The organism is Pseudomonas sp. MM227 (assembly GCF_947090715.1).
GTDB lineage: Bacteria > Pseudomonadota > Gammaproteobacteria > Pseudomonadales > Pseudomonadaceae > Aquipseudomonas > Aquipseudomonas baltica.
In genome coordinates this window covers 1,626,698-1,648,295 of sequence record NZ_OX352319.1, presented here as the reverse complement: position 1 = coordinate 1,648,295, position 21,598 = coordinate 1,626,698, and the positions used below count along the sequence as shown (strand labels likewise).

At 63.6% G+C, this 21,598-nt stretch carries 19 protein-coding genes and 1 riboswitch; of the genes, 9 read left to right on the top strand and 10 right to left on the bottom strand.

Annotation, left to right across the window (positions count from 1 at the left end):
- Window positions 1-110: 110 nt before the first annotated feature.
- Window positions 111-334, bottom strand: a riboswitch (cobalamin riboswitch).
- A gap of 134 nt (window positions 335-468) precedes the next feature.
- On the top strand, window positions 469-1,782 hold the full coding sequence (locus ONG87_RS07510) for a sorbosone dehydrogenase family protein (RefSeq protein WP_264382546.1): 1,314 nt from the start codon (window positions 469-471) through the stop codon (window positions 1,780-1,782).
- Between the two features lie 39 nt (window positions 1,783-1,821).
- Here ONG87_RS07510 and ONG87_RS07505 read toward each other — a convergent pair whose 3' ends face one another.
- The 5 genes from ONG87_RS07505 to ONG87_RS07485 form a co-directional block, all read right to left on the bottom strand.
- On the bottom strand, window positions 1,822-2,367 hold the full coding sequence (locus tag ONG87_RS07505) for a C40 family peptidase (protein WP_122478911.1): 546 nt from the start codon (window positions 2,365-2,367) through the stop codon (window positions 1,822-1,824).
- Between the two features lie 108 nt (window positions 2,368-2,475).
- Window positions 2,476-3,111, bottom strand: coding sequence for a C40 family peptidase (locus ONG87_RS07500; RefSeq protein WP_122478913.1), 636 nt, complete (start codon window positions 3,109-3,111; stop codon window positions 2,476-2,478).
- Window positions 3,112-3,424: 313 nt separating this feature from the next.
- Complete coding sequence (hda, locus tag ONG87_RS07495; protein ID WP_122478914.1) at window positions 3,425-4,129, bottom strand: DnaA regulatory inactivator Hda; 705 nt, start codon at window positions 4,127-4,129, stop codon at window positions 3,425-3,427.
- A gap of 155 nt (window positions 4,130-4,284) precedes the next feature.
- Window positions 4,285-5,358, bottom strand: a complete 1,074-nt coding sequence (locus tag ONG87_RS07490; RefSeq protein ID WP_122478916.1) for an AI-2E family transporter — start codon at window positions 5,356-5,358, stop codon at window positions 4,285-4,287.
- Window positions 5,359-5,439: 81 nt separating this feature from the next.
- Window positions 5,440-6,483 carry a DUF2066 domain-containing protein gene (locus tag ONG87_RS07485; protein ID WP_264382545.1) on the bottom strand — a complete coding sequence of 348 codons (1,044 nt, stop codon included), beginning with the start codon at window positions 6,481-6,483 and terminating at the stop codon, window positions 5,440-5,442.
- 245 nt (window positions 6,484-6,728) lie between these two features.
- On the opposite strand from ONG87_RS07485, the gene purM reads away from it, so the two are divergent.
- The 5 genes from purM (at window position 6,729) to ONG87_RS07460 (ending at window position 11,261) form a co-directional block, all read left to right on the top strand.
- On the top strand, window positions 6,729-7,787 hold the full coding sequence (gene purM / locus ONG87_RS07480) for a phosphoribosylformylglycinamidine cyclo-ligase (protein WP_122478920.1): 1,059 nt from the start codon (window positions 6,729-6,731) through the stop codon (window positions 7,785-7,787).
- Window positions 7,787-8,434: a phosphoribosylglycinamide formyltransferase gene (gene purN, locus ONG87_RS07475; RefSeq protein ID WP_122478922.1), complete on the top strand. Its 648-nt coding sequence runs from the start codon at window positions 7,787-7,789 to the stop codon at window positions 8,432-8,434. Before purM ends, purN begins: the two co-directional genes overlap by 1 nt.
- 8 nt (window positions 8,435-8,442) lie before the next feature.
- Entirely contained in the window at window positions 8,443-9,153 is a 711-nt protein-coding gene (locus tag ONG87_RS07470; protein WP_122478924.1) for a DUF3108 domain-containing protein, read from the top strand.
- Window positions 9,154-9,482: 329 nt separating this feature from the next.
- Window positions 9,483-10,835, top strand: coding sequence for a dicarboxylate/amino acid:cation symporter (locus ONG87_RS07465; RefSeq protein ID WP_122478926.1), 1,353 nt, complete (start codon window positions 9,483-9,485; stop codon window positions 10,833-10,835).
- Window positions 10,836-11,078: 243 nt separating this feature from the next.
- Window positions 11,079-11,261, top strand: a complete 183-nt coding sequence (locus tag ONG87_RS07460) for a hypothetical protein (protein ID WP_122478927.1) — start codon at window positions 11,079-11,081, stop codon at window positions 11,259-11,261.
- 54 nt (window positions 11,262-11,315) lie between these two features.
- Here ONG87_RS07460 and ONG87_RS07455 read toward each other — a convergent pair whose 3' ends face one another.
- From ONG87_RS07455 to cysM, 5 genes are all read right to left on the bottom strand, one after another.
- The gene (locus tag ONG87_RS07455; protein WP_122797447.1) at window positions 11,316-11,858 is read right to left on the bottom strand and encodes a DUF2058 domain-containing protein; all 543 of its coding nucleotides are present in this window, start codon (window positions 11,856-11,858) and stop codon (window positions 11,316-11,318) included.
- A 26-nt stretch (window positions 11,859-11,884) separates the two neighbouring features.
- A complete protein-coding gene (mazG, locus tag ONG87_RS07450; protein WP_122478930.1) occupies window positions 11,885-12,718 on the bottom strand; it encodes a nucleoside triphosphate pyrophosphohydrolase in 834 nt (277 codons plus the stop codon).
- 37 nt (window positions 12,719-12,755) lie between these two features.
- On the bottom strand, window positions 12,756-14,999 hold the full coding sequence (relA, locus tag ONG87_RS07445; RefSeq protein ID WP_122478932.1) for a GTP diphosphokinase: 2,244 nt from the start codon (window positions 14,997-14,999) through the stop codon (window positions 12,756-12,758).
- Between the two features lie 76 nt (window positions 15,000-15,075).
- The gene (gene rlmD / locus ONG87_RS07440) at window positions 15,076-16,467 is read right to left on the bottom strand and encodes a 23S rRNA (uracil(1939)-C(5))-methyltransferase RlmD (RefSeq protein WP_264382544.1); all 1,392 of its coding nucleotides are present in this window, start codon (window positions 16,465-16,467) and stop codon (window positions 15,076-15,078) included.
- A complete protein-coding gene (cysM, locus tag ONG87_RS07435) occupies window positions 16,467-17,369 on the bottom strand; it encodes a cysteine synthase CysM (protein WP_163007601.1) in 903 nt (300 codons plus the stop codon). Before cysM ends, rlmD begins: the two co-directional genes overlap by 1 nt.
- 284 nt (window positions 17,370-17,653) lie before the next feature.
- Between cysM and ONG87_RS07430 the strand changes: the two genes are divergently transcribed.
- The 3 genes from ONG87_RS07430 to ONG87_RS07420 all read left to right on the top strand — a co-directional run bounded on the left by ONG87_RS07430 (window position 17,654) and on the right by ONG87_RS07420 (window position 21,483).
- Complete coding sequence (locus tag ONG87_RS07430; protein WP_122479694.1) at window positions 17,654-20,407, top strand: response regulator; 2,754 nt, start codon at window positions 17,654-17,656, stop codon at window positions 20,405-20,407.
- Window positions 20,408-20,457: 50 nt separating this feature from the next.
- Entirely contained in the window at window positions 20,458-20,898 is a 441-nt protein-coding gene (locus tag ONG87_RS07425; RefSeq protein WP_264382543.1) for a hypothetical protein, read from the top strand.
- A 144-nt stretch (window positions 20,899-21,042) separates the two neighbouring features.
- Window positions 21,043-21,483, top strand: a complete 441-nt coding sequence (locus tag ONG87_RS07420) for a CBS domain-containing protein (protein WP_264382542.1) — start codon at window positions 21,043-21,045, stop codon at window positions 21,481-21,483.
- The last annotated feature ends 115 nt before the right edge of the window (window positions 21,484-21,598 follow it).

The window sequence follows — 21,598 nt, the reverse complement described above, 5'->3', positions numbered from 1 at the left end:
CCGGCTGGCCGAACAGTGAACGTCAATGCCGCTCTCCCCGCGCGACAGTACATGGGTCAGGGCACGGCCCGGCGCAACGACGCCCGAGAATGAGCGCCGGCCCTGCAGCGTGCCGTAAAGGTGGACCAGGCCGGTCTCCGGGCTCACGAGCGGGGCTGTACACACCCAGGCCGCACGCCTTCCCGAATCACTTCAGTGGCATCGTGTGCAGCCTTGACTCGTCTACCGTTGCGGGGGCAGCGCCGGGATGGCGCGTCGAACGCTGCGCACCGGCTTCCCTGTTTCACTCGTCTGGATCGTCCGATCGCCGAGCACCTGGAACAGCCGCGCAGGTTAGAGGGTTGAGCCAGGAGCGTCAATTGATCCGCAGCACCTGATCCCCTGCTGCCGCTGATCGGCAACGCGGTTGAACCTTGCCAACCGCCAGTGCCTCTACCTTCTGTGAACAAAACCTCAGAGAGCCCGACCATGCACAAGACCCGCCTCGCTACATTGATCCTGCTGGCTGCCGGCCTTGCCGCCTGTGGCGAAACATCGTCATTGCAGGTCAGCGACGGGACGGGCCCCTCGCCCAAGCTGCCCGAGCCTAACAAGACCCTGATCCCTACCGTCAACATCGCGCCGGCGGTGGGCTGGCCCGAAGGTGGCAAGCCAACGGCGGCGCCCGGCACCCAGGTGGCCGCATTCGCCGCAGACCTGGACCACCCGCGCTGGCTTTACGTGCTGCCCAACGGTGACGTGCTGGTGGCGGAAACCAACTCGCCGGCCAAGCCTGACGACAGCAAGGGTATTCGCGGCTTCGTCATGGAGAAGGTGATGAGCCGGGCGGGCGCCGGCGTGCCCAGCGCCAACCGGATTTCGCTGCTGCGCGACAAGGACGGTGATGGCGTGGCCGAGACCCGTACCGTCTTCATTGCCAACCTCAATTCGCCGTTCGGCATGACCCTGGTCGGCAACGATTTCTATGTGGCGGACACCGACAAGCTGCTGCGCTTCAAATACACCGATGGCGCCACCTCGATCAGCGGCGCGGGCGAGAAAGTCGTGGACCTGCCGGGCGGCACGCTCAACCACCACTGGACCAAGAACGTCATCGCCAGCCCAGATGGCAAGAAGCTGTACGTCACCGTTGGCTCCAACAGCAACGTGGGCGAGAACGGCATGGATCAGGAACAAGGCCGCGCAGCAATCTGGGAAGTGGATGCTGCCACGGGCCAGCACCGGATTTTCGCCTCCGGCCTGCGCAACCCCAACGGCATGGCCTGGCAACCCAAGACCGGCAAGTTGTGGACGGCGGTCAACGAGCGCGACGAGATCGGCAGCGACCTGGTGCCGGATTACATCACCTCGGTCAAGGATGGCGGTTTCTACGGCTGGCCCTATAGCTATTACGGGCAGCATGTAGACGTACGCGTCGAGCCGCAGAATCCCGAACTGGTGGCCAAGGCCATCGCGCCGGACTATGCAGTCGGGCCGCATACGGCATCGCTGGGCTTGAGTTTCGCCGACGGCAGCGGATTGCCTGCCCCCTTCACCACGGGCGCACTGATCGGCCAGCATGGATCGTGGAATCGCAAGCCGCACAGCGGCTATAAAGTGGTGTTCGTACCGTTCGTGGATGGCAAGCCGAGCGGCCAGCCCATCGACCTGCTCAGTGGCTTCCTCAATGGCGACGAGAAAGCCATGGGTCGCCCGGTTGCGGTACTGCCCGACCACAAGGGCGGTGTGCTGGTTGCCGACGATGTGGGCAACAAGATCTGGCGAGTCACTGCCGCCAAGTGATCGAGCCAGGCCGGGGCGAGATCACTCGCCCCGTTCGGGTCACGGATTGCGCGCCAACTGGCCAGGTTGCAGCACCCGCTTGGCGTTGAGATAGGCTTTTTGCCAATAGGGCTTGTTCAGATAATCGAGCTTGACCGTGCCGCCGCTCGACGGGGCATGCACGAAACGCCCCTCCCCTACGTAGATACCGGCGTGACTGACTTGCGAGCCACCGCTGGTGGCAAAGAACACCAGATCCCCGGACTGCAGGTGCGACTGGTCGACATCCGGCGAGCGCATCACGATCATTTCCCGCGTCGAGCGCGGCAGGGCAATGCCGGCGGCGTCGCGATAAACGAAGCTGATCAGGCCGCTGCAGTCGAACCCGGAGTCGGGCGTATTGCCTCCCCAGCGGTACGGCGTGCCCACCAATCCCAAGGCCCGGAACAAGACGTCGTCGGCGGCGCCGACCATGTCGTTGTTGGGGTTCATGACGATCGGGTTGATGACCTTGGGCCTGACTACCTTGGCCGGAGGCGCACTGGCGCAGCCGGCAAGCACGGCAGCCAATGCGATTGAAGCGAAAACGCGTGCCTGGGTAGACATGTACCGAACCATCCTGAGCCGACTGCCGTAATAGACTAGATTCATTACCCGAAAACACAAACGGCGCTGAGATTTTCACCTCACCGCCGCTTTGTTGCGCTGCATCCGTTATTTGCTGGAGATCATCGTGGTGGGCGCCATGGCCAGGGCCCGCTTGGCCTCGATGAAAGTCTTGCTCCAGTAGCTGTCGCCCAGGCTGTCTACGCGAACGCCACCGCTGCGGCGGCTGCTGGAGTGGATGAACTGGTCATCGCCCAGGTAGATGCCGGCATGGCTGACACGACCACGGCCGTTGGTGCTGAAGAACAGCAGGTCACCGGGCTTGAGCTTGTTGCGGGCAACCAGTGGGGCCTTGACGTTGATCATCTCGCGAGTCGAGCGCGGCAGGTTCATGCCCGCCTCTTCGCGGAACAGATAGCCGATGAAACCACTGCAATCGAAACCGGAAGCCTTGTCGGTGCCGCCGAAACGGTAGCGGGTACCGATCAGGGATTTGCCACGCTCAAGGATGCTGTCGGCCAGGATCGGCAAGCTGTAGCCCTTGCTGCCGTCGAACTGGGCCAGCTCGTCTTCGGTGGCAATTTCTTCTTCGAACAGCAGCGAGGCTTTCGAAGGGGATTGATGCGGCTGGACGGCGGTGACCGGGTCCAGGACCTGCTGCTGGGAGACCGGCGCTTGCGCCGCGCAACCGACCAGAAGGGTCAACAGTGCGATGGGCACGAGGGGTGCTAAGCGATTGAGCATGGGCACGACCGTGACGAGGAATAGTGAAAGAGAAGCGACTATACCTGTATCGCGATTATTTGCAAATTCAATCGAACGAAATGTGACTCAGGAGAATTACGGTGACATCTAACGCCCCATTTTGCAGCCCCCCTCGCACCCCGTTGCACGGTAATGACGCCGAATCCCCGAATTCATTGGCCGAAAGATAATCGCAAAATGCCACCATCATGACTGGACGTCTATACAGATAAGCATGCTGCAGAGGCGCACTTAGAACCGATTGGAACACCGGTGAAACAGGTCATAGAGCGGCTGAATCGACCTGCCTTTTCTACCACCCCAGCGTTTCCTTGAGGAAAGGGATGGTCAGCTTGCGCTGCGCCTGCAGCGAGGCCTGATCGAGGCGCTCGAGCAGCTCGAACAGTGCACTCATGCTGCGCGTTCCGCGGGTGAGAATGAAATGGCCGACCTCGTCGGTCAGGTGCAGGCCGCGACGCGATGCACGCAGTTGCAGGGCGCGCAGTTTGTCCTCGTCGGACAGCGGGCGCATCTGGAAGATCAGGGCGAGGGTCAGGCGCGACTTCAGGTCGGCAAGCTTCACCGGCAGTTCGCGGGGCGAGTGGGAAGCGGCGATCAGCAGCCGGCGGCCACTGTCGCGAAGGCGGTTGAACAGGTGGAACAGGGCTTCTTCCCACTCCGGCTTGCCGGCCACCACATGCAGGTCATCCAGGCATACCAGCTCGTACTGGGCCAGATCATCGAGGATGCCGACGCCACGATCGAGCAGTTCGGCCAGCGGCAGGTACACCGCCGGTTCGCCCAGTTGCTCGAAACGCAGGCAGGCTGCGTGCAGCAAATGAGTGCGCCCTACCCCGTGCTTGCCCCACAGGTAGATGAGGCTTTCGGTCCAACCGGCGTCGGCTTCGCACAGGCGCTCGACGTAGCCGAGTGCCGCGGCATTGGCGCCTGGATAGTAATTGATGAAGGTCGCGTCATCCCGCAGACGCACACCTAGGGGCAGCTGAATCGGTTTCATGCTGGCTGAACAGCCCTGGGATCGAGCTGCAAAGGGCCTCAATGTGAAGTGTGCAAAGTCTATACCTGCCCGGGCAGCCGCACAATGCGCAACACTGCTTGGAAAATCAAAGGTTTACAGTTTGACTGCAGCGAGCCCCGCAGGGCCCGCCGCGCTCACAGGTCTGGATCCTCGGAGCCGGCGTAGATGTTCGAGTCCTTGTACAGGTCGTGCATGTGCCGCACCAGGACCATGATCACTGCAGCCACCGGCAGCGCCAGCAGCACGCCGGTGAAACCGAACAGCTCGCCGCCGGCGAGAATGGCGAAGATCACCGCCACCGGGTGCAGACCTATGCGATCGCCCACCAGCAAAGGCGTGAGCACCATGCCCTCCAGCGCCTGGCCGATCATGAATACGGCGACGATGGCGATCATGTGGAACGGGTCCAGGCCGAACTGGAACAGGCCGGCGATGATCGCCGAACCGATGCCGATGACGAAGCCCATGTACGGCACGATGGCCGCAAGCCCGGCGACGACGCCGATCAACAGGCCCAACTGCAGGCCCACCAGCATCAATCCGGTGGCGTAGATGACACCCAGGGCCAGCATCACCAGCAGCTGACCACGCACGAACGCGCCCAGCACCTCGTGGCACTCACCCGCGAGGCGCACGATCTGCCCTTCCCGTTGCCGTGGCAGCAGGCCACGGATTTTCGCCATCATCAGGTCCCAGTCGCGCAACAGGTAAAAGGCGACTACGGGGATCAGCACGAAGTTGGCCAACCAGGCCATGAACGCCAGACCGGAGGCCGTGGCCTGGGACAGGATCACCCCGACCACATCGGTGGTCTGTCCCATATGGCTGCTGATAGCGGCCTTGATCTGGTCGAATTTCCAGAATCCTTCGGCCAGGCCCAGCCGGGTCTGCACCCATGGCAGCGCCGAATGCTGCAACCAGTCGAGCATCTGCGGGGCCATCTGGTACAGGCTGACCAACTGCTTGGCGAGCATGGGGATGAGCACCAGCAGCGCCAGCACCAACAGCAGCGTGAACAGGGCGAACACCACCACCACGCCCCAGGTGCGCGACAGCTTCCATTTCTCCAGTCGATCGACCAGCGGATCCGCCAGATAAGCCAGCAGGATACCTACCAGGAAAGGCGAGAGAATCGGATGCAGCAGGTAGAAGAACACGCAGAGCAGCAGCACTGCTCCCAGCCAGAACCAACGGCGCATATCAGTCATCGGACAGCCCAGCTATATATAGAAGAGACAAAACGGGAATTGGGTGCGACGCCAGTGCGGCGCCGCACTGGCGTCGCTGGCTTACCAGCGAAAGCTCAGGTCCGGCGCGGGCTGGGGCGCTGGCGCCGGCATGCCGGGAGCCGCCTGGGCATCGACCGGTACCGCGGGCGCCTGGTACGGCACCTCCTGCAGCTTGGCCAGGCCCAGTTGCGCGCGCAACTGCTCGGCACTGCCCGTCACGCGGTAGACGACCTTGTCGCCGTCCACCGTGCGCAGGCGCGCACCGTAGGATTCGAGCAGGCGACCCATCTGCGCGTAGCGCTCCAGGTTCATGCCTTCGACTGCCAGGGTCATTTCGCTGCTGGCGCCGGGCTTGGCCACGAAACGCGTGGCCAGGCGCTGACTGACGGCCAGCAGCACGGCATCGGCAAGGGCCGCCTGGTCGGCGCCCTCGGCCTTGCCCTGTTCGCGCTGGTTGCCCAGCCACAGGCGCCAGGTGCCCGACCATTTGCCTTCCTCCTCGCGCGCATGCACAGCCAGCAGGCCATCGGCACCGTAGCGCTCGGACGCGCCACGCAGCGCCGCCGGGTCGCTGGCTTCGAGGTTCTGTGCAGTCCCCACGCCCTGCTCGCCGAGGTCGGCCAGGGGCAGGCGCAATGGCAGACCGCGATGCTGTGCGGCGCGGCGCAGCGGCTCGGCGGCGGATTGGCCGTCACCGACCAGGCTGCTGCCCTCGACGCTGTCGCTCAACCACCAGCCCAGGATCGAAGGCCGATTGCTGCCCCAGGTCGGCAGACCCGCCGAGCGCAAGGCGGCGTCGGTGCTGGCCATGTCGAAATCGACCTGCAGCGACTCGGGCGGGCCTGCATCGTAGCCGTACTGGCTGATGATCTGCTGTGGATCCTTGCGCACGCTGGCCAGGCCTGGGCTGGCAAACGCCTTGGCATCGCCGGTCAGGCGCAGCACCAGGGTTTCCAGCGCACGCTGGGTGGCCTGGGTACGCTCTTCGGGCGTCTGGCTGGCCACGGGCTCGCGCACCTGATACAGGTTGCTGATGGTTTCGGCGTGCAGCGACACGCTCGACAGGGTGATGCAGGTGGCTAGCAGGTAGTGGCGCAGACGCATGGACGTTTCCCGACGGTAATAGCGGATTGAGGCTGTGACCGTACAATCGGCAAAAAGCTCAGTGGTCAATCTCGGCGCCCAATGTAGCATGCCCGCGCGCGCCTTGGCTGCGGGCGGGCGCAGGCCGGCAACGGCACAACCGTCGAACCGCGCTGGTGACGTTCGGACAAGCCTGATAAAATCGCGCGCCTTCGTGGATCGACGACGGTCGACTCCCCCGACTCCCTCCTTTAAAGGCCTGGATCATGAGCAATAAACCCTCCGTGAGCTACAAGGACGCCGGTGTAGACATCGACGCCGGTGAAGCATTGGTCGAACGCATCAAAGGCGTCGCCAAGCGTACCGCGCGCCCCGAGGTCATGGGCGGCCTGGGCGGTTTTGGTGCCTTGTGCGAAATCCCGGCCGGCTACAAGCAGCCCGTGCTGGTGTCGGGCACCGACGGTGTGGGCACCAAGCTGCGCCTGGCACTGAACCTCAATCGCCATGAAAGCATCGGCATCGACCTGGTTGCCATGTGCGTCAACGACCTGGTGGTGTGTGGCGCCGAGCCGCTGTTCTTCCTCGACTACTACGCCACCGGCAAGCTCAACGTCGACACCGCCGCCACCGTGGTCACCGGCATCGGCGCCGGCTGCGAACTGGCCGGCTGCTCTCTGGTAGGCGGCGAGACGGCCGAGATGCCGGGCATGTACGAAGGCGAAGACTACGACCTGGCCGGCTTCTGCGTGGGTGTGGTCGAGAAGGCCGAGATCATCGACGGCAGCAAGGTCGCCAACGGCGACGCGTTGATCGCCCTGCCGTCTTCGGGCCCTCACTCCAACGGCTATTCGCTGGTGCGCAAGATCATCGAAGTCGCCGGTGCCGACATCGAGACCGTCGAGCTCGACGGCAAGCCGTTGACCGACCTGCTGATGGCACCCACGCGCATCTACGTCAAACCCCTGCTGCAACTGATCAAGGACACCGGAGCCGTCAAGGCCATGGCGCACATCACCGGCGGCGGGCTGCTCGACAATATCCCGCGGGTCCTGCCCAAGGGTGCCCAGGCCGTGGTCGACGTCGCCAGCTGGCAGCGTCCTGCGGTGTTCGACTGGCTGCAGCAGCAGGGCAACGTCGATGAGCACGAGATGCACCGGGTGCTGAACTGCGGCGTCGGCATGGTCATCTGCGTGGCCCAGGCCGATGTCGAGAAAACGCTGGCGTCCCTGCGCGCCGCCGGCGAGCAACCTTGGGTCATCGGTGAAATCGCCCAGGCCGCTGAAGGTGCCGCACAGGTCGAACTGAAGAACCTCAAGGCTCACTGATGCCTTCGACCTGTAACGTCGTGGTGCTGCTGTCGGGCACTGGCAGCAACCTGCAGGCCTTGCTCGACAGCCTGCAGGCAGGCAACCCCGCCCGCATCGCCGCGGTGGTTTCCAACCGGGCCGATGCCCTTGGCCTGCAGCGCGCACGCGATGCAGGCATCGAGGCACGCGTACTGGAGCATCAGGGGTTCGCCGACCGCGAAGCCTTCGATGCTGCCCTGATCGACCTCGTCGACCGGTACCAACCCCACCTGGTGGTCCTCGCCGGCTTCATGCGCATCCTCAGCCCGTCTTTCGTGCGCCACTACCAGGGCCGTCTGCTCAACATCCATCCCTCCCTGCTGCCGCGTTACAAGGGTCTGCATACCCACCGTCGCGCGCTCGAGGCCGGGGACCGGGAGCATGGCTGCAGTGTGCACTTCGTCACCGAGGAACTCGATGGCGGGCCACTGGTCGTACAGGCAGTGATTCCGGTACAGTCGACCGACACGCCAGACACCCTGGCGCAACGGGTGCATGCCCAGGAACACCAGATCTACCCGCTGGCAGTGCGCTGGTTCGCCGAAGGCCGTGTGCGCCTGGGCGAACAGGGTGCACTGCTCGATGGCCAGCCGTTACCGGCTTGTGGCCATTTGATTCGACTCTAGGAGTTTATATGCGTCGCGCCCTGCTCTTCGCCGTTGCCCTGCTGGCCCTTCCGCTTCACGCCGCAGAGCTCAAGCCCTTTTCCGCCAGCTACACGGCCGACTGGAAACAGCTGCCCATGAGCGGCACTGCCGAGCGCAGCCTGAGCAAAGGCGCCAATGGCGATTGGACGCTGGCATTCAAGGCCTCGATGATGATCGCCAGCCTGAGTGAAGTCAGCACCCTGCGTGTCGACAAGGAAGCCATGCTGCCCGAGACCTACAATTTCGAACGTGGCGGGCTGGGCAAGGCCCGCAAGGTCAACCTCGACTTCGACTGGGCGGCCAAGAAGGTCACCGGTACCGACCGTGGCGACCCGATCAACCTGCCCCTCAACACCGGCGTCCTGGACAAATCCACCTATCAGCTGGCTCTGCAGCACGACGTTGCCGCAGGCAAGAAGAGCATGAGCTACCAAGTGGTCGATGGCGACGAGATCGACACCTACGACTTCCGCGTGCTGGGTACCGAGAAGGTCGAGACCAAGGCGGGCCAGGTCGACGCGATCAAGGTCGAGCGCGTGCGCGATCCCACCCAAAGCAAGCGCATCACCGTGCTCTGGTTCGCCAAGGATTGGGACTACCTGCTGGTGCGCCTGCAGCAGGTCGAGACCGACGGCAAGGAGTACAACATCATGCTGCAGGACGGCACGGTGGACGGCAAATCGGTAAAGGGCAGCTGAGTGGCTGCCTTGCGGTAACGACAAGGGCCCTGCGGGGCCCTTTTTCGTGGGCGGATATCCGCCACGGTTTCGGCGCGGGGAGGCGCACAGGGCGGATTCCCGCCACTTGTACAGCTATGTGACGACAACCATACGCCTGCCCAGGCCGCAGCCACCCGTGTTGTGCCATCAGTACGCAACTATGGCACGGCACCTGCAATACATTCCGCAGAGGTTTGCCACCGTGCAACTCGCCCACAACAAATCCCTCCAGACAGGAGGGTTCGTGCTTTAGGTGTCGCGAACACTCCGGAACGGGTGCCAGGCGATACACTTGAGGAACTTGCAAAATGACGACTCGTCAGCCGCTGTACAAATCGCTGTATTTCCAGGTGATCGTCGCGATCATCATCGGTATTCTGATCGGCCACTTCTACCCTCAGTTCGCGGTCAAGCTCAAGCCTTTCGGCGACGGCTTCATCAAGCTGATCAAGATGGTCATTGCCCCCATCATCTTCTGCACCGTGGTCAGCGGCATCGCCGGCATGCAGAGCATGAAGTCGGTCGGCAAGACCGGTGGCTACGCCCTGCTGTACTTCGAAGTCGTCTCGACCCTGGCGCTGATCATCGGCCTGGTCGTGGTCAACGTGGTCCAGCCCGGTGCCGGCATGCACGTCGACGTATCGACCCTGGACGCCAGCAAGATCGCCAGCTACGTTTCGGCAGGCGCTGACCAGAGCATCGTCGGCTTCATCCTCAACGTGATCCCGAACACCATCGTCGGCGCCTTCGCCAACGGCGATATCCTTCAGGTATTGATGTTCTCGGTGATCTTCGGTTTCGCCCTGCATCGCCTGGGTGCCTACGGCAAGCCGTTGCTGGACCTGATCGATCGCTTCGCCCACGCCATGTTCAACATCATCAACATGATTATGAAGCTGGCGCCGCTGGGTGCGTTCGGTGCCATGGCCTTCACCATCGGCGCCTACGGTGTCGGTTCGCTGGTGCAGCTGGGCCAGCTGATGATCTGCTTCTACGTCACCTGCGTACTGTTCGTGCTGCTGGTGCTGGGCGCCATCTGCCGCGCCCACGGCTTCAGCGTGGTCAAGGTGATCCGTTACATCCGTGAAGAACTGCTGATCGTTCTCGGCACTTCTTCCTCGGAATCGGCACTGCCTCGCATGCTGATCAAGATGGAACGCCTGGGTGCGAAGAAGTCGGTAGTAGGCCTGGTCATTCCGACTGGCTACTCGTTCAACCTGGACGGCACCTCGATCTACCTGACCATGGCCGCCGTGTTCATCGCCCAGGCGACCGACACCACCATGGACCTGACTCACCAGATCACCCTGCTGCTGGTACTGCTGCTGTCCTCCAAGGGCGCTGCCGGTGTCACCGGTTCGGGCTTCATCGTGCTGGCCGCTACTCTGTCGGCCGTTGGCCAACTGCCGGTCGCAGGCCTTGCACTGATCCTGGGTATCGACCGCTTCATGTCCGAAGCACGCGCACTGACCAACCTGGTCGGTAACGCGGTTGCCACGCTGGTGGTTGCCAAGTGGGTAGGCGAGCTGGACGAGAAAGTCCTGCAGACCGAGCTGGCTTCCGGTGGCCGCGCCATCGTCGACGGCCGTCCGGAAGACGACCTGGGCGTTGCCGAAGGCCGTGATGCCGACACCACGCCACAGAGCACTACCCTTCGCTGATCCCGTGCAGCGATAAAAAAAAACCCATCTTCGGATGGGTTTTTTGTTGGATGAAATTTGTTTCACAGCACTGAACCCGCTGCGACAATCCGCCGCAGCGCACGCCCTACGGGCGTTTGCCGATTGCTGCTGTTTCGGTAAAAAACTGTTGCAGGATTCGTCTGTTTACTTAGCAAGCTACCCAACTCTATAACAAAGACCTGCACACGCCAGGTTGCAGATATTCGAGAAAGGAGCTTTCCCATGACTGTAAAAGTGACCGAACGCGACGAAGCCCATATGTCCCACGAAGGCGTGGCGGCAGGCATCCAGATCTGGGATGTCTATCAGCAGGACCTGTTGGTAGGGATGTTCCACAACGAGAACGATGCCCACAGCTACAAGAACGAACTGGAAACACTCGAAAGCCAACGCGCTTCGAATTGACCGTTCGCCGCGCAAGAAAAACCCCGCTCAGGCGGGGTTTGTCGTTTCAGGCCGTTACCACATCAGGTCGTCCGGAATCTTGTAGGCGGCGTATGGATCTTCTGCCGACTCGACTTCTTCGGTGGCCACATTGAGCATGACGATGCGCTGCGGCGCGCGCTCCTGGACCTTGAGCGCGGCCTCGCGCGGGATCACCTCATAGCCTCCGCCATGCTGCACGATCGCCAGCGAACCGTTGCTCAGCTTGCTGCGCATGAGGTTGTTGACCGACAGGCGCTTGACCTTCTTGTCGTCGACGAAGTTGTAGTAGTCCTCGGTGGTGAGCTTGGGCAGTCGGGTCGCCTCGATCAACTGCTTGACCTGCGCGGCACGGGCCTTCTCCTCGACCTTGTCCTGCTGCTGGCGATTGAGCTCCTGGTCGCGGCGCGCCTTCTCGGCCATGGCTTGCTGGGCAATACGCTGCTGCGTGTCGTCCACCTCGACCTGGCCCTTGTTCTCCAGACGCTTCTGCTTCTGCTTGTCCTTGCTGACTTGCTTGACCTGCTTCTGGTTGACCAGTCCAGCTTTCAACAATTGGTCGCGGAGGGAAAGGCTCATGGTGTTCTGCTCACTTATAAAACGGCTCAGCCACAGCTGGGCAGATTCTGTTCCTGACGTTTGGCCTCGCCCCACAGGGCGTCCATGTCTTCCAGGGTGCAATCTTGGATGTTGGTATGGGTGTCGCGCAATGCCTGCTCGATGAAGCGGAATCGCCTGTCGAACTTGACGTTGGCGCCGCGCAGGGCATTTTCCGGGTCGACCTTGAGGTGGCGGGCCAGATTGACCACGCTGAACAACAGGTCGCCGATTTCTTCGGCCACCGCTGGCGCATCGTCGGCGGCCATGGCCTCCAGTACCTCGTCGAGTTCTTCCCGGACCTTGTCGAGCACCGGCAGCGGTCCCGGCCAGTCAAAACCGACAACCGCGGCACGCTTCTGCAACTTGGCAGCACGCGACAACGCCGGCAGCGCTGCGGGCACGTCGTCAAGCAGCGACAGCTGCTCGCCCGCCCCGCCCTTCTCGGCACGCTCCTGGGCTTTGATTTCTTCCCAGCGCTGCTTGACCTGTTGCTCGTCCAGCTGCGGCGTGTCCAGGGCCGCGTAGAGCTCGCCGGTGGGGAACACGTGGGGGTGGCGGCGAATCAGCTTGCGGGTGATGCCATCGACCACGCCATCGAACTCGAAACGGCCTTCCTCGCGCGCCAGCTGGCTGTAATAGACCACTTGGAACAGCAGGTCGCCAAGCTCGCCCTGGAGGTGCTCGAAGTCCTCGCGTTCGATGGCGTCGGCCACCTCATAGGCTTCTTCCAGGGTGAACGGCACGATGCTGGCGTAGGTTTGCTTCACATCCCACGGGCAACCGTGCTGCGGATCACGCAGCCGGGCCATGAGGTTGAGCAGGTCTTGCAGTGTGTACATGCTCGGGCTCTTTGCAAAGGTGTCGGGATCCGCCGGTTCACGGCGTCCGGTTACGGCGTGTCTCGATGATGTTCGGCAACTGCGAGATGCGTCCGAGCAGGCGTCCGAGGGCGTCGAGGCCGGGGATCTCGATGGTCAGCGACATCAAGGCGGTGTTGTCTTCCTTGTTCGAGCGGGTATTGACCGCCAACACGTTGATCCGCTCGTTGAGCAGGATCTGCGAAACGTCGCGCAGCAGGCCCGAACGGTCGTAGGCACGGATGATGATATCGACCGGATAGGTCAGCACCGGCACCGGGCCCCAGCTGACCTGAATGATCCGCTCCGGCTCGCGCCCGCCCAGTTGCAGCACCGATGCGCAGTCCTGGCGGTGGATGCTCACGCCGCGGCCCTGGGTGATGTAGCCGACGATGGCATCGCCCGGCAGCGGCTGGCAGCAGCCGGCCATCTGCGTCATCAGATTGCCGACGCCCTGGATCTGGATATCGCCGCGCTTGCCAGGCTTGTAACCGGTGGCCTTGCGGGTGACCAGCTCCATCGGCTCGTTGCCGCGCTCGGGTTCGACCAGTTGCTGCGCCGAATTGACCAGATGCGCCAGGCGCAGGTCGCCCGCGCCGAGGGCGGCGAACATGTCCTCGGCGCCCTTGTGGTTGGCCTTTTCGGCCAACTGGTCGAAGTCGACCTGAGGCAGGCCCAGGCGACTGAGCTCGCGCTCGAGCAGCGACTTGCCGGCGGCGACGTTCTGGTCGCGGGCCTGCAACTTGAACCAGTGGACGATCTTCGCCCGTGCGCGGGACGTGGTGACGTAGCCAAGGTTGGAGTTGAGCCAGTCACGGCTGGGCGTGCCGTGCTTGCTGGTGATGATCTCGACCTGCTCGCCGGTGTTCAGGCTGTAGTTGAGCGGGACGATGCGGCCGTTGATCTTGGCGCCGCGGCAGTTGTGACCGATCTCGGTGTGCACGCGGTAGGCGAAGTCCAGGGGCGTAGCGCCCTTGGGCAGGTCGATGGCGTGGCCGTCGGGGGTGAACACATAGACTCGATCGGGTTCGATGTCGACCCGCAACTGGTCGGCGAGGCCACCGATGTCGCCCAGCTCCTCGTGCCATTCCAGCACCTGGCGCAGCCAGGAGATCTTTTCTTCGTATTGATTGGACCCGGACTTGACGTCGGTGCCCTTGTAGCGCCAGTGCGCGCAAACACCCAGCTCCGCCTCTTCGTGCATGGCGTGGGTGCGAATCTGCACTTCAAGCACCTTGCCCTCGGGGCCGATCACCGCAGTGTGCAGCGACCGGTAGCCGTTCTCCTTGGGGTTGGCGATGTAGTCGTCGAACTCCTTGGGGATGTGCCGCCAGAGGGTGTGCACGATGCCCAGCGCGGTATAGCAATCGCGCATTTCCGGAACCAGCACGCGAACCGCGCGCACGTCGTAGATCTGGCTGAACTCCAGGCCCTTGCGCTGCATCTTGCGCCAGATGGAATAGATGTGTTTTGCCCGCCCGCTGATGTCGGCCTTGACCCCGGTGTCGAGCAGTTCGTTGTGCAGCTGGCTCATCACCTCGGTGATGAAACGCTCGCGATCCAGGCGGCGTTCGTGCAGCAGCTTGGCAATCTGTTTGTATTGGTCGGGCTCCAGGTAGCGGAACGACAGGTCCTCGAGTTCCCATTTGATGTGGCCGATGCCCAGTCGATGCGCCAGCGGTGCATAGATGTCGAACACCTCGCGGGCCACGCGGTTGCGCTTTTCGTCGTCGGCGCTCTTCACCGCGCGGATCGCGCAGGTACGCTCGGCCAGCTTGATCAGCGCCACGCGGACATCGTCGACCATGGCCACGAGCATCTTGCGCAGGTTCTCGACCTGTACCTGCGAGCCCAGCACCATGGACTGGCGCGGGCTGAGGCTGGCGCTGATGGCCGCCATGCGCAGCACGCCGTCGATGAGCTTGGACACGGTGCTGCCGAAGCGCCGGCCGACCTCTTCCAGGCTCGCCTTGCCCTCGCGGACCGCGCGGTAGATGACCGCGGCCATGAGCGAATCCTGGTCTAGCTTGAGGTCGGCGAGAATCTCGGCGATCTCCAGCCCCGCCTGGAAACACGACGTGCCGTCGGCCCAGGAATGCTGGGCCGGGTTGCCGACCAGTTCGGCGGCCTGGGCGAATTCGCAGGCCTGCTTCAGGGCCTCGCGATCCAGCACCAGATCCACGCTGACGATATGATCCAGCCATGCATCGAGATTGATACTGCCGTCGGTGTTGATCGGCTGGCGTGCTCTCACCTGTACCATCTTGCTTACCTTTCCCTACAACACGCCGAAGCGCATCAACAGTCGCTGGCTATGACCAATGCTGGGCCGGCAATGGTCAGGCGTTTCGCGCGCCAGTCGGATTGGACGGGCCATCCTGGCCCGCTTCGAATAACGCCATGGCCTCGACATGCGCAGTTTGCGGAAACATGTCGAGGATCCCGGCTCGTTTTAGCCTGTAGCCTTGCCTCAACAATTCGACCGTATCGCGGGCCAAAGTTGCCGGGTTACAGGAGACATACACCAGACGTTGCGCACCCAGTGCGCGGATCGTGCGCACCACCTCGAAAGCACCGTCGCGAGGTGGATCCAAGAGTACCGCAGAAAAACCTTCACCCACCCACTCGGCGGCGTCCAGAGGCTGCGACAGGTCGCTCTGGTAAAAACCAGTGTTATGCAAATTGTTGCCAGCGGCATTGTCGGCAGCACGCTGCACCATGGCCGCCACGCCTTCGACCGCCACCACTTCGCGCGCGCGCTGGGCCAGGGGCAAGGCGAAGTTGCCGAGCCCGCAGAACAGATCCAGGACTCGCTCGTGGGGTTCGGGTGCCAGCCAGTCCAGCGCCTGGGCGATCATGGCATCGTTGACGGCCGCGTTGACCTGGACGAAGTCACCGGGTCGGTACGCCAGCTCGAGTCCCCAGGGGGCCAGGGCGAACCCCAGCGTTGCGCCTGCGACCAGCGGTGCCGGCTCGCCTTCGCCGTGCAGCCACAACTGCAGGCCCAGGTCCGTGCAGAAGGCCTGCAGCGCCGCCAGGTCAGTATCGGCCAGCGCGGCGGTATGACGAAGCAGCAAGGCCAGTGCGGTACCCGCGTACAGCTCGACGTGGCCCAGCGACTGGGGTTTGACGAAGCTGCGCAGCAGCTGTGGCAACTGCTCGATGACCGGCTGCAACGCCGGCACCAGCACCTGGCACTGGCTGATGTCGACGATGTCCTGGCTGGCTGCAGCGCGAAAGCCCACGGCCAGATGACGCGCCTTGGGATCCCAGCGCACTGCCAGCCGGGCGCGTCGGCGATAGCCCAGCTCAGGCCCGCTCAACGGTGCTGCCCATTGCTCGGGCGCGACCCCGGCCACGCGCGACAACTGCTCGGCCAGCAGACCTTGCTTGAGCGCCAACTGCCGGTCGTGCGGCAGGTGCTGGAGGCTGCAGCCACCGCAGGTGCCGAAATGCGGACACGGCGCCGGGCGGCGCAGCTCGCTGGCCACGAGCACGCGCTCGCAGCGCGCTTCGACGATCTTGCCGTGGGCATTGAGCACCCGCGCCTCGACCTGCTCGCCGGCCAGGGCGCCACTGACGAACCAGGTCCGGCCTTCGAAGAAGGCAATGCCGCGGCCGTCGTTGGCCAGGCGCTCGATCGGCAGGCGCTGTTTCTTGCCGGTCGGTACCTGTGGCGCACGGGTGCCGCCTGTCGGCTGGAAGCGCAGGCCCGGTTTGGTTCTGGCCATCAGTTGGGCGCGTCGAAGATGCCGCTGGACAGGTAGCGGTCGCCGCGGTCGCAGATGATCGCGACGATGACCGCATTGCTCACTTCGCGCGACAGGCGCAGCATGCCTGCCACCGCGCCGCCGGACGACACGCCGCAGAAGATGCCTTCTTCGCGCGCCAGCCGACGGGTGGTTTCTTCGGCTTCGTGCTGGGCCATGTCGATGATCCGATCGACCCGATCGGCCTCGTAGATGCGCGGCAGGTATTCTTCCGGCCAGCGGCGGATGCCGGGAATGGCAGCCCCCTCCATGGGTTGCAGGCCAACGATCTGCACCGCGGGGTTCTGCTCCTTGAGAAAACGAGAGGTGCCCATGATGGTGCCGGTGGTGCCCATGGAACTGACGAAATGGGTAATGGTACCGGCCGTCTGCTGCCAGATCTCGGGGCCGGTGCTGCGATAGTGCGCCTCGGGGTTGTCGCCATTGGCGAACTGGTCGAGGACCTTGCCGCGCCCTTCGCGCTGCATGCGCTCGGCCAGGTCGCGCGCGCCTTCCATGCCCTGCTCGCGGGTGACCAGGATCAGCTCGGCGCCATAGGCGGTCATGGCCGCCTTGCGCTCGGCTGTCGAGTTGTCGGGCATGATCAGGATCATCTTGTAGCCCTTGATCGCCGCCGCCATGGCCAGGGCGATACCGGTATTGCCGGAGGTCGCTTCGATCAGGGTGTCGCCGGGCTGGATCTGCCCGCGGCTTTCGGCGCGGCTGATCATCGACAGCGCCGGGCGGTCCTTCACGGAACCGGCCGGGTTGTTGCCTTCCAGCTTGAGCAGCAAGGTGTTGCTGGTCTCGCCGGCCAGGCGCTGCAGGCGCACCAGCGGCGTGTTGCCGACGCAGTCGGCGATGGTTAGGTACTGCGGGGTCATGGCGTATTCGCAATCCAGACTGCGGGGGTAGCCTATCATACCGGCAAACGGCGCCTACCCATATCACGCAAAGTGCGCACCTTATAGCGCGAAAGCATAAGCAACCGGTGCGGCACCTTCACACGCGCAAGTCCAATGCCCTTCCATCACCTTTGGTCGTTCTGGTTCAGCCCCTGGCGACCTTGCACATGCCATTGGCCCAACGCCGCGGCGCGCGCGACTGGCGCATCGGCACGCCCCGCTGTATTTTCCCAGCATTGCTCAGTCAGAAAGGCGCCTGCGGCGTGTTGAAGAAACTCGGTATCAAAACCCGCGTGCTGTTGCTCGCGCTCATTCCGGCCACCTGCATGGCGCTGATCCTGGGGGGTTATTTCACCTGGATGCAGCAATCCGACCTGCAGCGGCAGTTGCTGCAGCGCGGCGACATGATTTCCGAACAGCTCGCGCCGCTGGCCGCACCGGCACTGGCGGCCAAGGACCGCGAGCGCCTGGAGCGCATCGCCGCGCAATCCCTGGAGCTGACCGACGTGCGCTCGGTGACCTTCCTGGGAGCGGACAGGACCCTGCTCGCCCATGCCGGGCCGATGATGCTCAACGCGGTGCCGATCGGCAACAGCACGCACTCGCTGCAGCGCAGCGGCTTCGACGCCACGCGCTATCTGATGCCCGTGTTCGGCCGCCATCGCGACCTGGCCAGTGACGAGGTGCCCGGCGAAGTCGATCACCTGCTGGGCTGGGTCGAACTGGAACTGTCCCATGACGGCACCTTGCTGCGCGGCTACCGCAGCCTGTTCGCCAGCCTGCTGCTGATCCTCACCGGGCTGAGCATCACCGCGCTGCTCGCGGCGCACATGAGTCGCAGCATCAGTGCGCCGATTCGGCAGATCAAGGACACCGTCACGCAGATCAAGGACGGCAATCTGGAAAGTCGCGTACCGGCCATGGGCAGCCATGAAATGGACGCCCTGGCCGCCGGCATCAATCGCATGGCCGAAACCCTGCAGGATGCCCAGGAAGAACTGCAGCACAGCATCGACCAGGCCACCGAAGACGTCCGGCAGAACCTGGAAACCATCGAGATCCAGAACATCGAACTGGACCTGGCGCGCAAGGAAGCGTTGGAAGCGAGCCGGATCAAATCCGAATTCCTCGCCAACATGAGTCACGAAATCAGAACCCCACTCAACGGCATACTGGGTTTCACTCATCTGCTGCAGAAAAGCGAGCTCACCCCGCGCCAGCTGGATTACCTGGGCACCATCGAGAAATCCGCAGACAGCCTGCTGGGCATCATCAATGAAATTCTGGACTTCTCGAAGATCGAGGCGGGCAAGCTGGTACTCGACAATATTCCCTTCAATCTGCGCGACCTGCTGCAGGACACGCTGACCATCCTCGCACCCGCCGCCCATGCCAAGCAGCTCGAACTGGTCAGCCTGGTCTACCGCGATACTCCGCTGTCGCTGATCGGCGACCCGCTGCGGCTCAAGCAGATCCTGACCAACCTGGTCAGCAACGCCATCAAGTTCACCCGCGAGGGCACCATCGTCGCCCGCGCCATGATGGAGGACGAGAACGAAGACAGCGTGCAACTGCGCATCAGTGTCCAGGACACCGGTATCGGCCTGTCCGGCCAGGATGTGCGGGCGCTGTTCCAGGCCTTCAGCCAGGCCGACAACTCGCTGTCGCGGCAGCCCGGCGGCACGGGCCTGGGGCTGGTGATTTCCAAGCGTCTGGTCGAGCAGATGGGCGGCGAGATCGGGGTCGACAGCACGCCCGGCGAGGGCTCGGAATTCTGGATCAGCCTCAATCTGCCCAAGGCCCGCGACGATGCCGAGGACCTGCCGTCGGCGCCCCTGCTCGGCCGTCGCATCGCGATCGTCGATGGCCATGAACTGGCGCGGCAGGCCCTGCAGCATCAGCTCGAAGACTGTGGCCTGGACGTCACCGACTTCAAGTCGCTGGACAAGCTGGTACTGGCCACCCACGCTGCGCGGCAGGCAGGCCAGCCGCTCGACCTGGCCGTGCTGGGCATCACCGCCCATGAGATATCGCCGGAACGCCTGGGCGTGCAGATTCGCGAGATCGAGCAGAGCGGCTGCCAGGTGCTGGTGCTGTGCCCGACTACCGAGCAAGCGCTGTTCCATGCCGCAGTGCCCAATGCGGATCGTCAGCTGCAGGCCAAGCCCAGTTGCACACGCCGACTGCGCCGAGCGCTGGCGGACCTGATCAACCCCAAGCAATTGCGCTACGAAAGCCCCGAGGGCAGCGGCGAGCGCGCACCGCGCGTGCTGTGCGTGGACGACAATCCGGCCAACCTGCTGCTGGTGCAGACCCTGCTCGAAGACCTCGGCGCCGAGGTGCGAGCGGTGGACAACGGTGCGGCAGCGATCAAGGCCGTACAGGAAGGCGGGCTCGACCTGGTGCTGATGGACGTGCAGATGCCGGAGATGGACGGCCGCGAAACCACCGAGCGCATCCGGCTGTGGGAAAGTGCCCAGACCGGTGCCGCCCTGCCCATCGTGGCGCTGACTGCCCATGCGATGGCCAATGAAAAGAGGGCCTTGCTGCAGAGCGGCATGGACGACTACCTGACCAAGCCCATCAGCGAACGCCAGCTGGCCCAGGTGGTGCTGAAATGGACCGGGCTGGCGCTCAGCGCGCAGTCCCTGGACAAGACCGCGGACCTGCCGCTGGAAAGCAATACCCTGCAGGTGCTCGATGCCGCCGAAGGCCTGCGCCTGGCGGCAGGCAAGGCCGATCTGGCCGCCGACATGCTGGCGATGCTGCTGGCGTCACTGCAGGCCGACCGCGAAGCCATTCAACTGGCGCGAATCAATGCCGATCAGAATGCCATGATCGAGCGGGTGCATCGCCTGCACGGCGCCACACGCTACTGCGGCGTGCCGCAACTGCGTGCGGCCTGCCTGCGCAGCGAAACCCTGCTCAAGCAGAACGATCCGGCAGCCTTGGCGGCGCTGGATGAACTGGACGACGCCATCACTCGCCTCGAGGAACAGGCCCGCGCGATGGCCTGAGGCCCCGCCGTGGCCGGCGTGCTAGCATGTCGCGTCTATTTGGAGGACCCATGGTCGAACACGATTTCCGCTTCAGTCTGCTCAACCCGCAGCACACCTTGATCGAGTGCCGCGCGCTCATGCCCGGCCGTTACCAGGTCACCGGCAACGGCGGCTCCATCCACAACACCGACACCCTGCTGGTCACCCTCAAGGGCAGCAAGGATCTTTCGATGCGCCTGGTGGTGGAGAAGGTCCGTCATCTGATCAACCCGCCTGGCCAGTGGGTGGCCGTGGCCACCGGTCCGGTGTTCGGCGAACTGGCGATCCATCAGTGGAAAGTCAATTGCGACAGCTGCGGCAAGGTCCTCGACTTCGAGTTTGCGGTGGACGCCAAGCTCGGCACCAAGGCGCAAAAACCTGCAGCGCAGGCGCGCATTGCCGAGCTGGGCTGGGCCAATCGCAATGGCAAGCATGTCTGCCGACAGTGCCAGGCCGCCCCGGCGGGCTGAACGCGGCAGCCGCATAACGCAGTTGGGCATGTGGTGTTCGCTTTGGGGATGCAGCGGGCGATGCGGAACGTGGACTAATTGACATGGCGCCACGGCACACGAGGGCGCTTTAGCTGCACTCGCCTTTCCCTGGAGCCATAGCCCATGAAAACCGTCGCGGAACTGTTGAAGAGTAAAGTCCAGCACAACCAGCAGGTGCACACCATCGAGCCGCAACAGACGGTGTTCGATGCCCTCAAGCTCATGGCGCAGATGAATGTCGGCGCCCTGCCGGTGGTGGTCGAGGGGCGCGTGGTGGGTATCGTCAGCGAGCGCGACTATGCACGCAAGATGGTGCTGCTGGGGCGCTCGTCGATTGGCACGCCGGTCAGCGAGATCATGAGCGCCCATGTGATCACCGTGACTCCCCAACAGAACATCGATCATTGCATGGCATTGATGACCGAGGGTCGTCTGCGCCACCTGCCGGTGGTCGACAACGGCCAACTGCTGGGGCTGCTATCCATCGGTGACCTGGTCAAGGAAGCCATCGCCGAACAAGCCAGCCTGATCGAGCAGCTGCAGCAGTACATCCGCGGCGAATGAAGCAGCCAGCGTGGTAAACCCTGTGGGAGCTGTGCTACCCCTGACACACGGCAGCGCCTGCTTCGCGGGCAGAGCCCGCTCCCACAAATTTCGCGGCCCGCTCCCACACATTGAT

Coding starts and splice junctions, on each gene's coding strand:
- ONG87_RS07510 (WP_264382546.1), top strand. CDS start 469: ATGCACAAGACCCGCCTCGCTACATTGATCCTGCTGGCTGCCGGCCTT.
- ONG87_RS07505 (WP_122478911.1), bottom strand. CDS start 2,367: ATGTCTACCCAGGCACGCGTTTTCGCTTCAATCGCATTGGCTGCCGTG.
- ONG87_RS07500 (WP_122478913.1), bottom strand. CDS start 3,111: ATGCTCAATCGCTTAGCACCCCTCGTGCCCATCGCACTGTTGACCCTT.
- hda (WP_122478914.1), bottom strand. CDS start 4,129: ATGAAACCGATTCAGCTGCCCCTAGGTGTGCGTCTGCGGGATGACGCG.
- ONG87_RS07490 (WP_122478916.1), bottom strand. CDS start 5,358: ATGACTGATATGCGCCGTTGGTTCTGGCTGGGAGCAGTGCTGCTGCTC.
- ONG87_RS07485 (WP_264382545.1), bottom strand. CDS start 6,483: ATGCGTCTGCGCCACTACCTGCTAGCCACCTGCATCACCCTGTCGAGC.
- purM (WP_122478920.1), top strand. CDS start 6,729: ATGAGCAATAAACCCTCCGTGAGCTACAAGGACGCCGGTGTAGACATC.
- purN (WP_122478922.1), top strand. CDS start 7,787: ATGCCTTCGACCTGTAACGTCGTGGTGCTGCTGTCGGGCACTGGCAGC.
- ONG87_RS07470 (WP_122478924.1), top strand. CDS start 8,443: ATGCGTCGCGCCCTGCTCTTCGCCGTTGCCCTGCTGGCCCTTCCGCTT.
- ONG87_RS07465 (WP_122478926.1), top strand. CDS start 9,483: ATGACGACTCGTCAGCCGCTGTACAAATCGCTGTATTTCCAGGTGATC.
- ONG87_RS07460 (WP_122478927.1), top strand. CDS start 11,079: ATGACTGTAAAAGTGACCGAACGCGACGAAGCCCATATGTCCCACGAA.
- ONG87_RS07455 (WP_122797447.1), bottom strand. CDS start 11,858: ATGAGCCTTTCCCTCCGCGACCAATTGTTGAAAGCTGGACTGGTCAAC.
- mazG (WP_122478930.1), bottom strand. CDS start 12,718: ATGTACACACTGCAAGACCTGCTCAACCTCATGGCCCGGCTGCGTGAT.
- relA (WP_122478932.1), bottom strand. CDS start 14,999: ATGGTACAGGTGAGAGCACGCCAGCCGATCAACACCGACGGCAGTATC.
- rlmD (WP_264382544.1), bottom strand. CDS start 16,467: ATGGCCAGAACCAAACCGGGCCTGCGCTTCCAGCCGACAGGCGGCACC.
- cysM (WP_163007601.1), bottom strand. CDS start 17,369: ATGACCCCGCAGTACCTAACCATCGCCGACTGCGTCGGCAACACGCCG.
- ONG87_RS07425 (WP_264382543.1), top strand. CDS start 20,458: ATGGTCGAACACGATTTCCGCTTCAGTCTGCTCAACCCGCAGCACACC.
- ONG87_RS07420 (WP_264382542.1), top strand. CDS start 21,043: ATGAAAACCGTCGCGGAACTGTTGAAGAGTAAAGTCCAGCACAACCAG.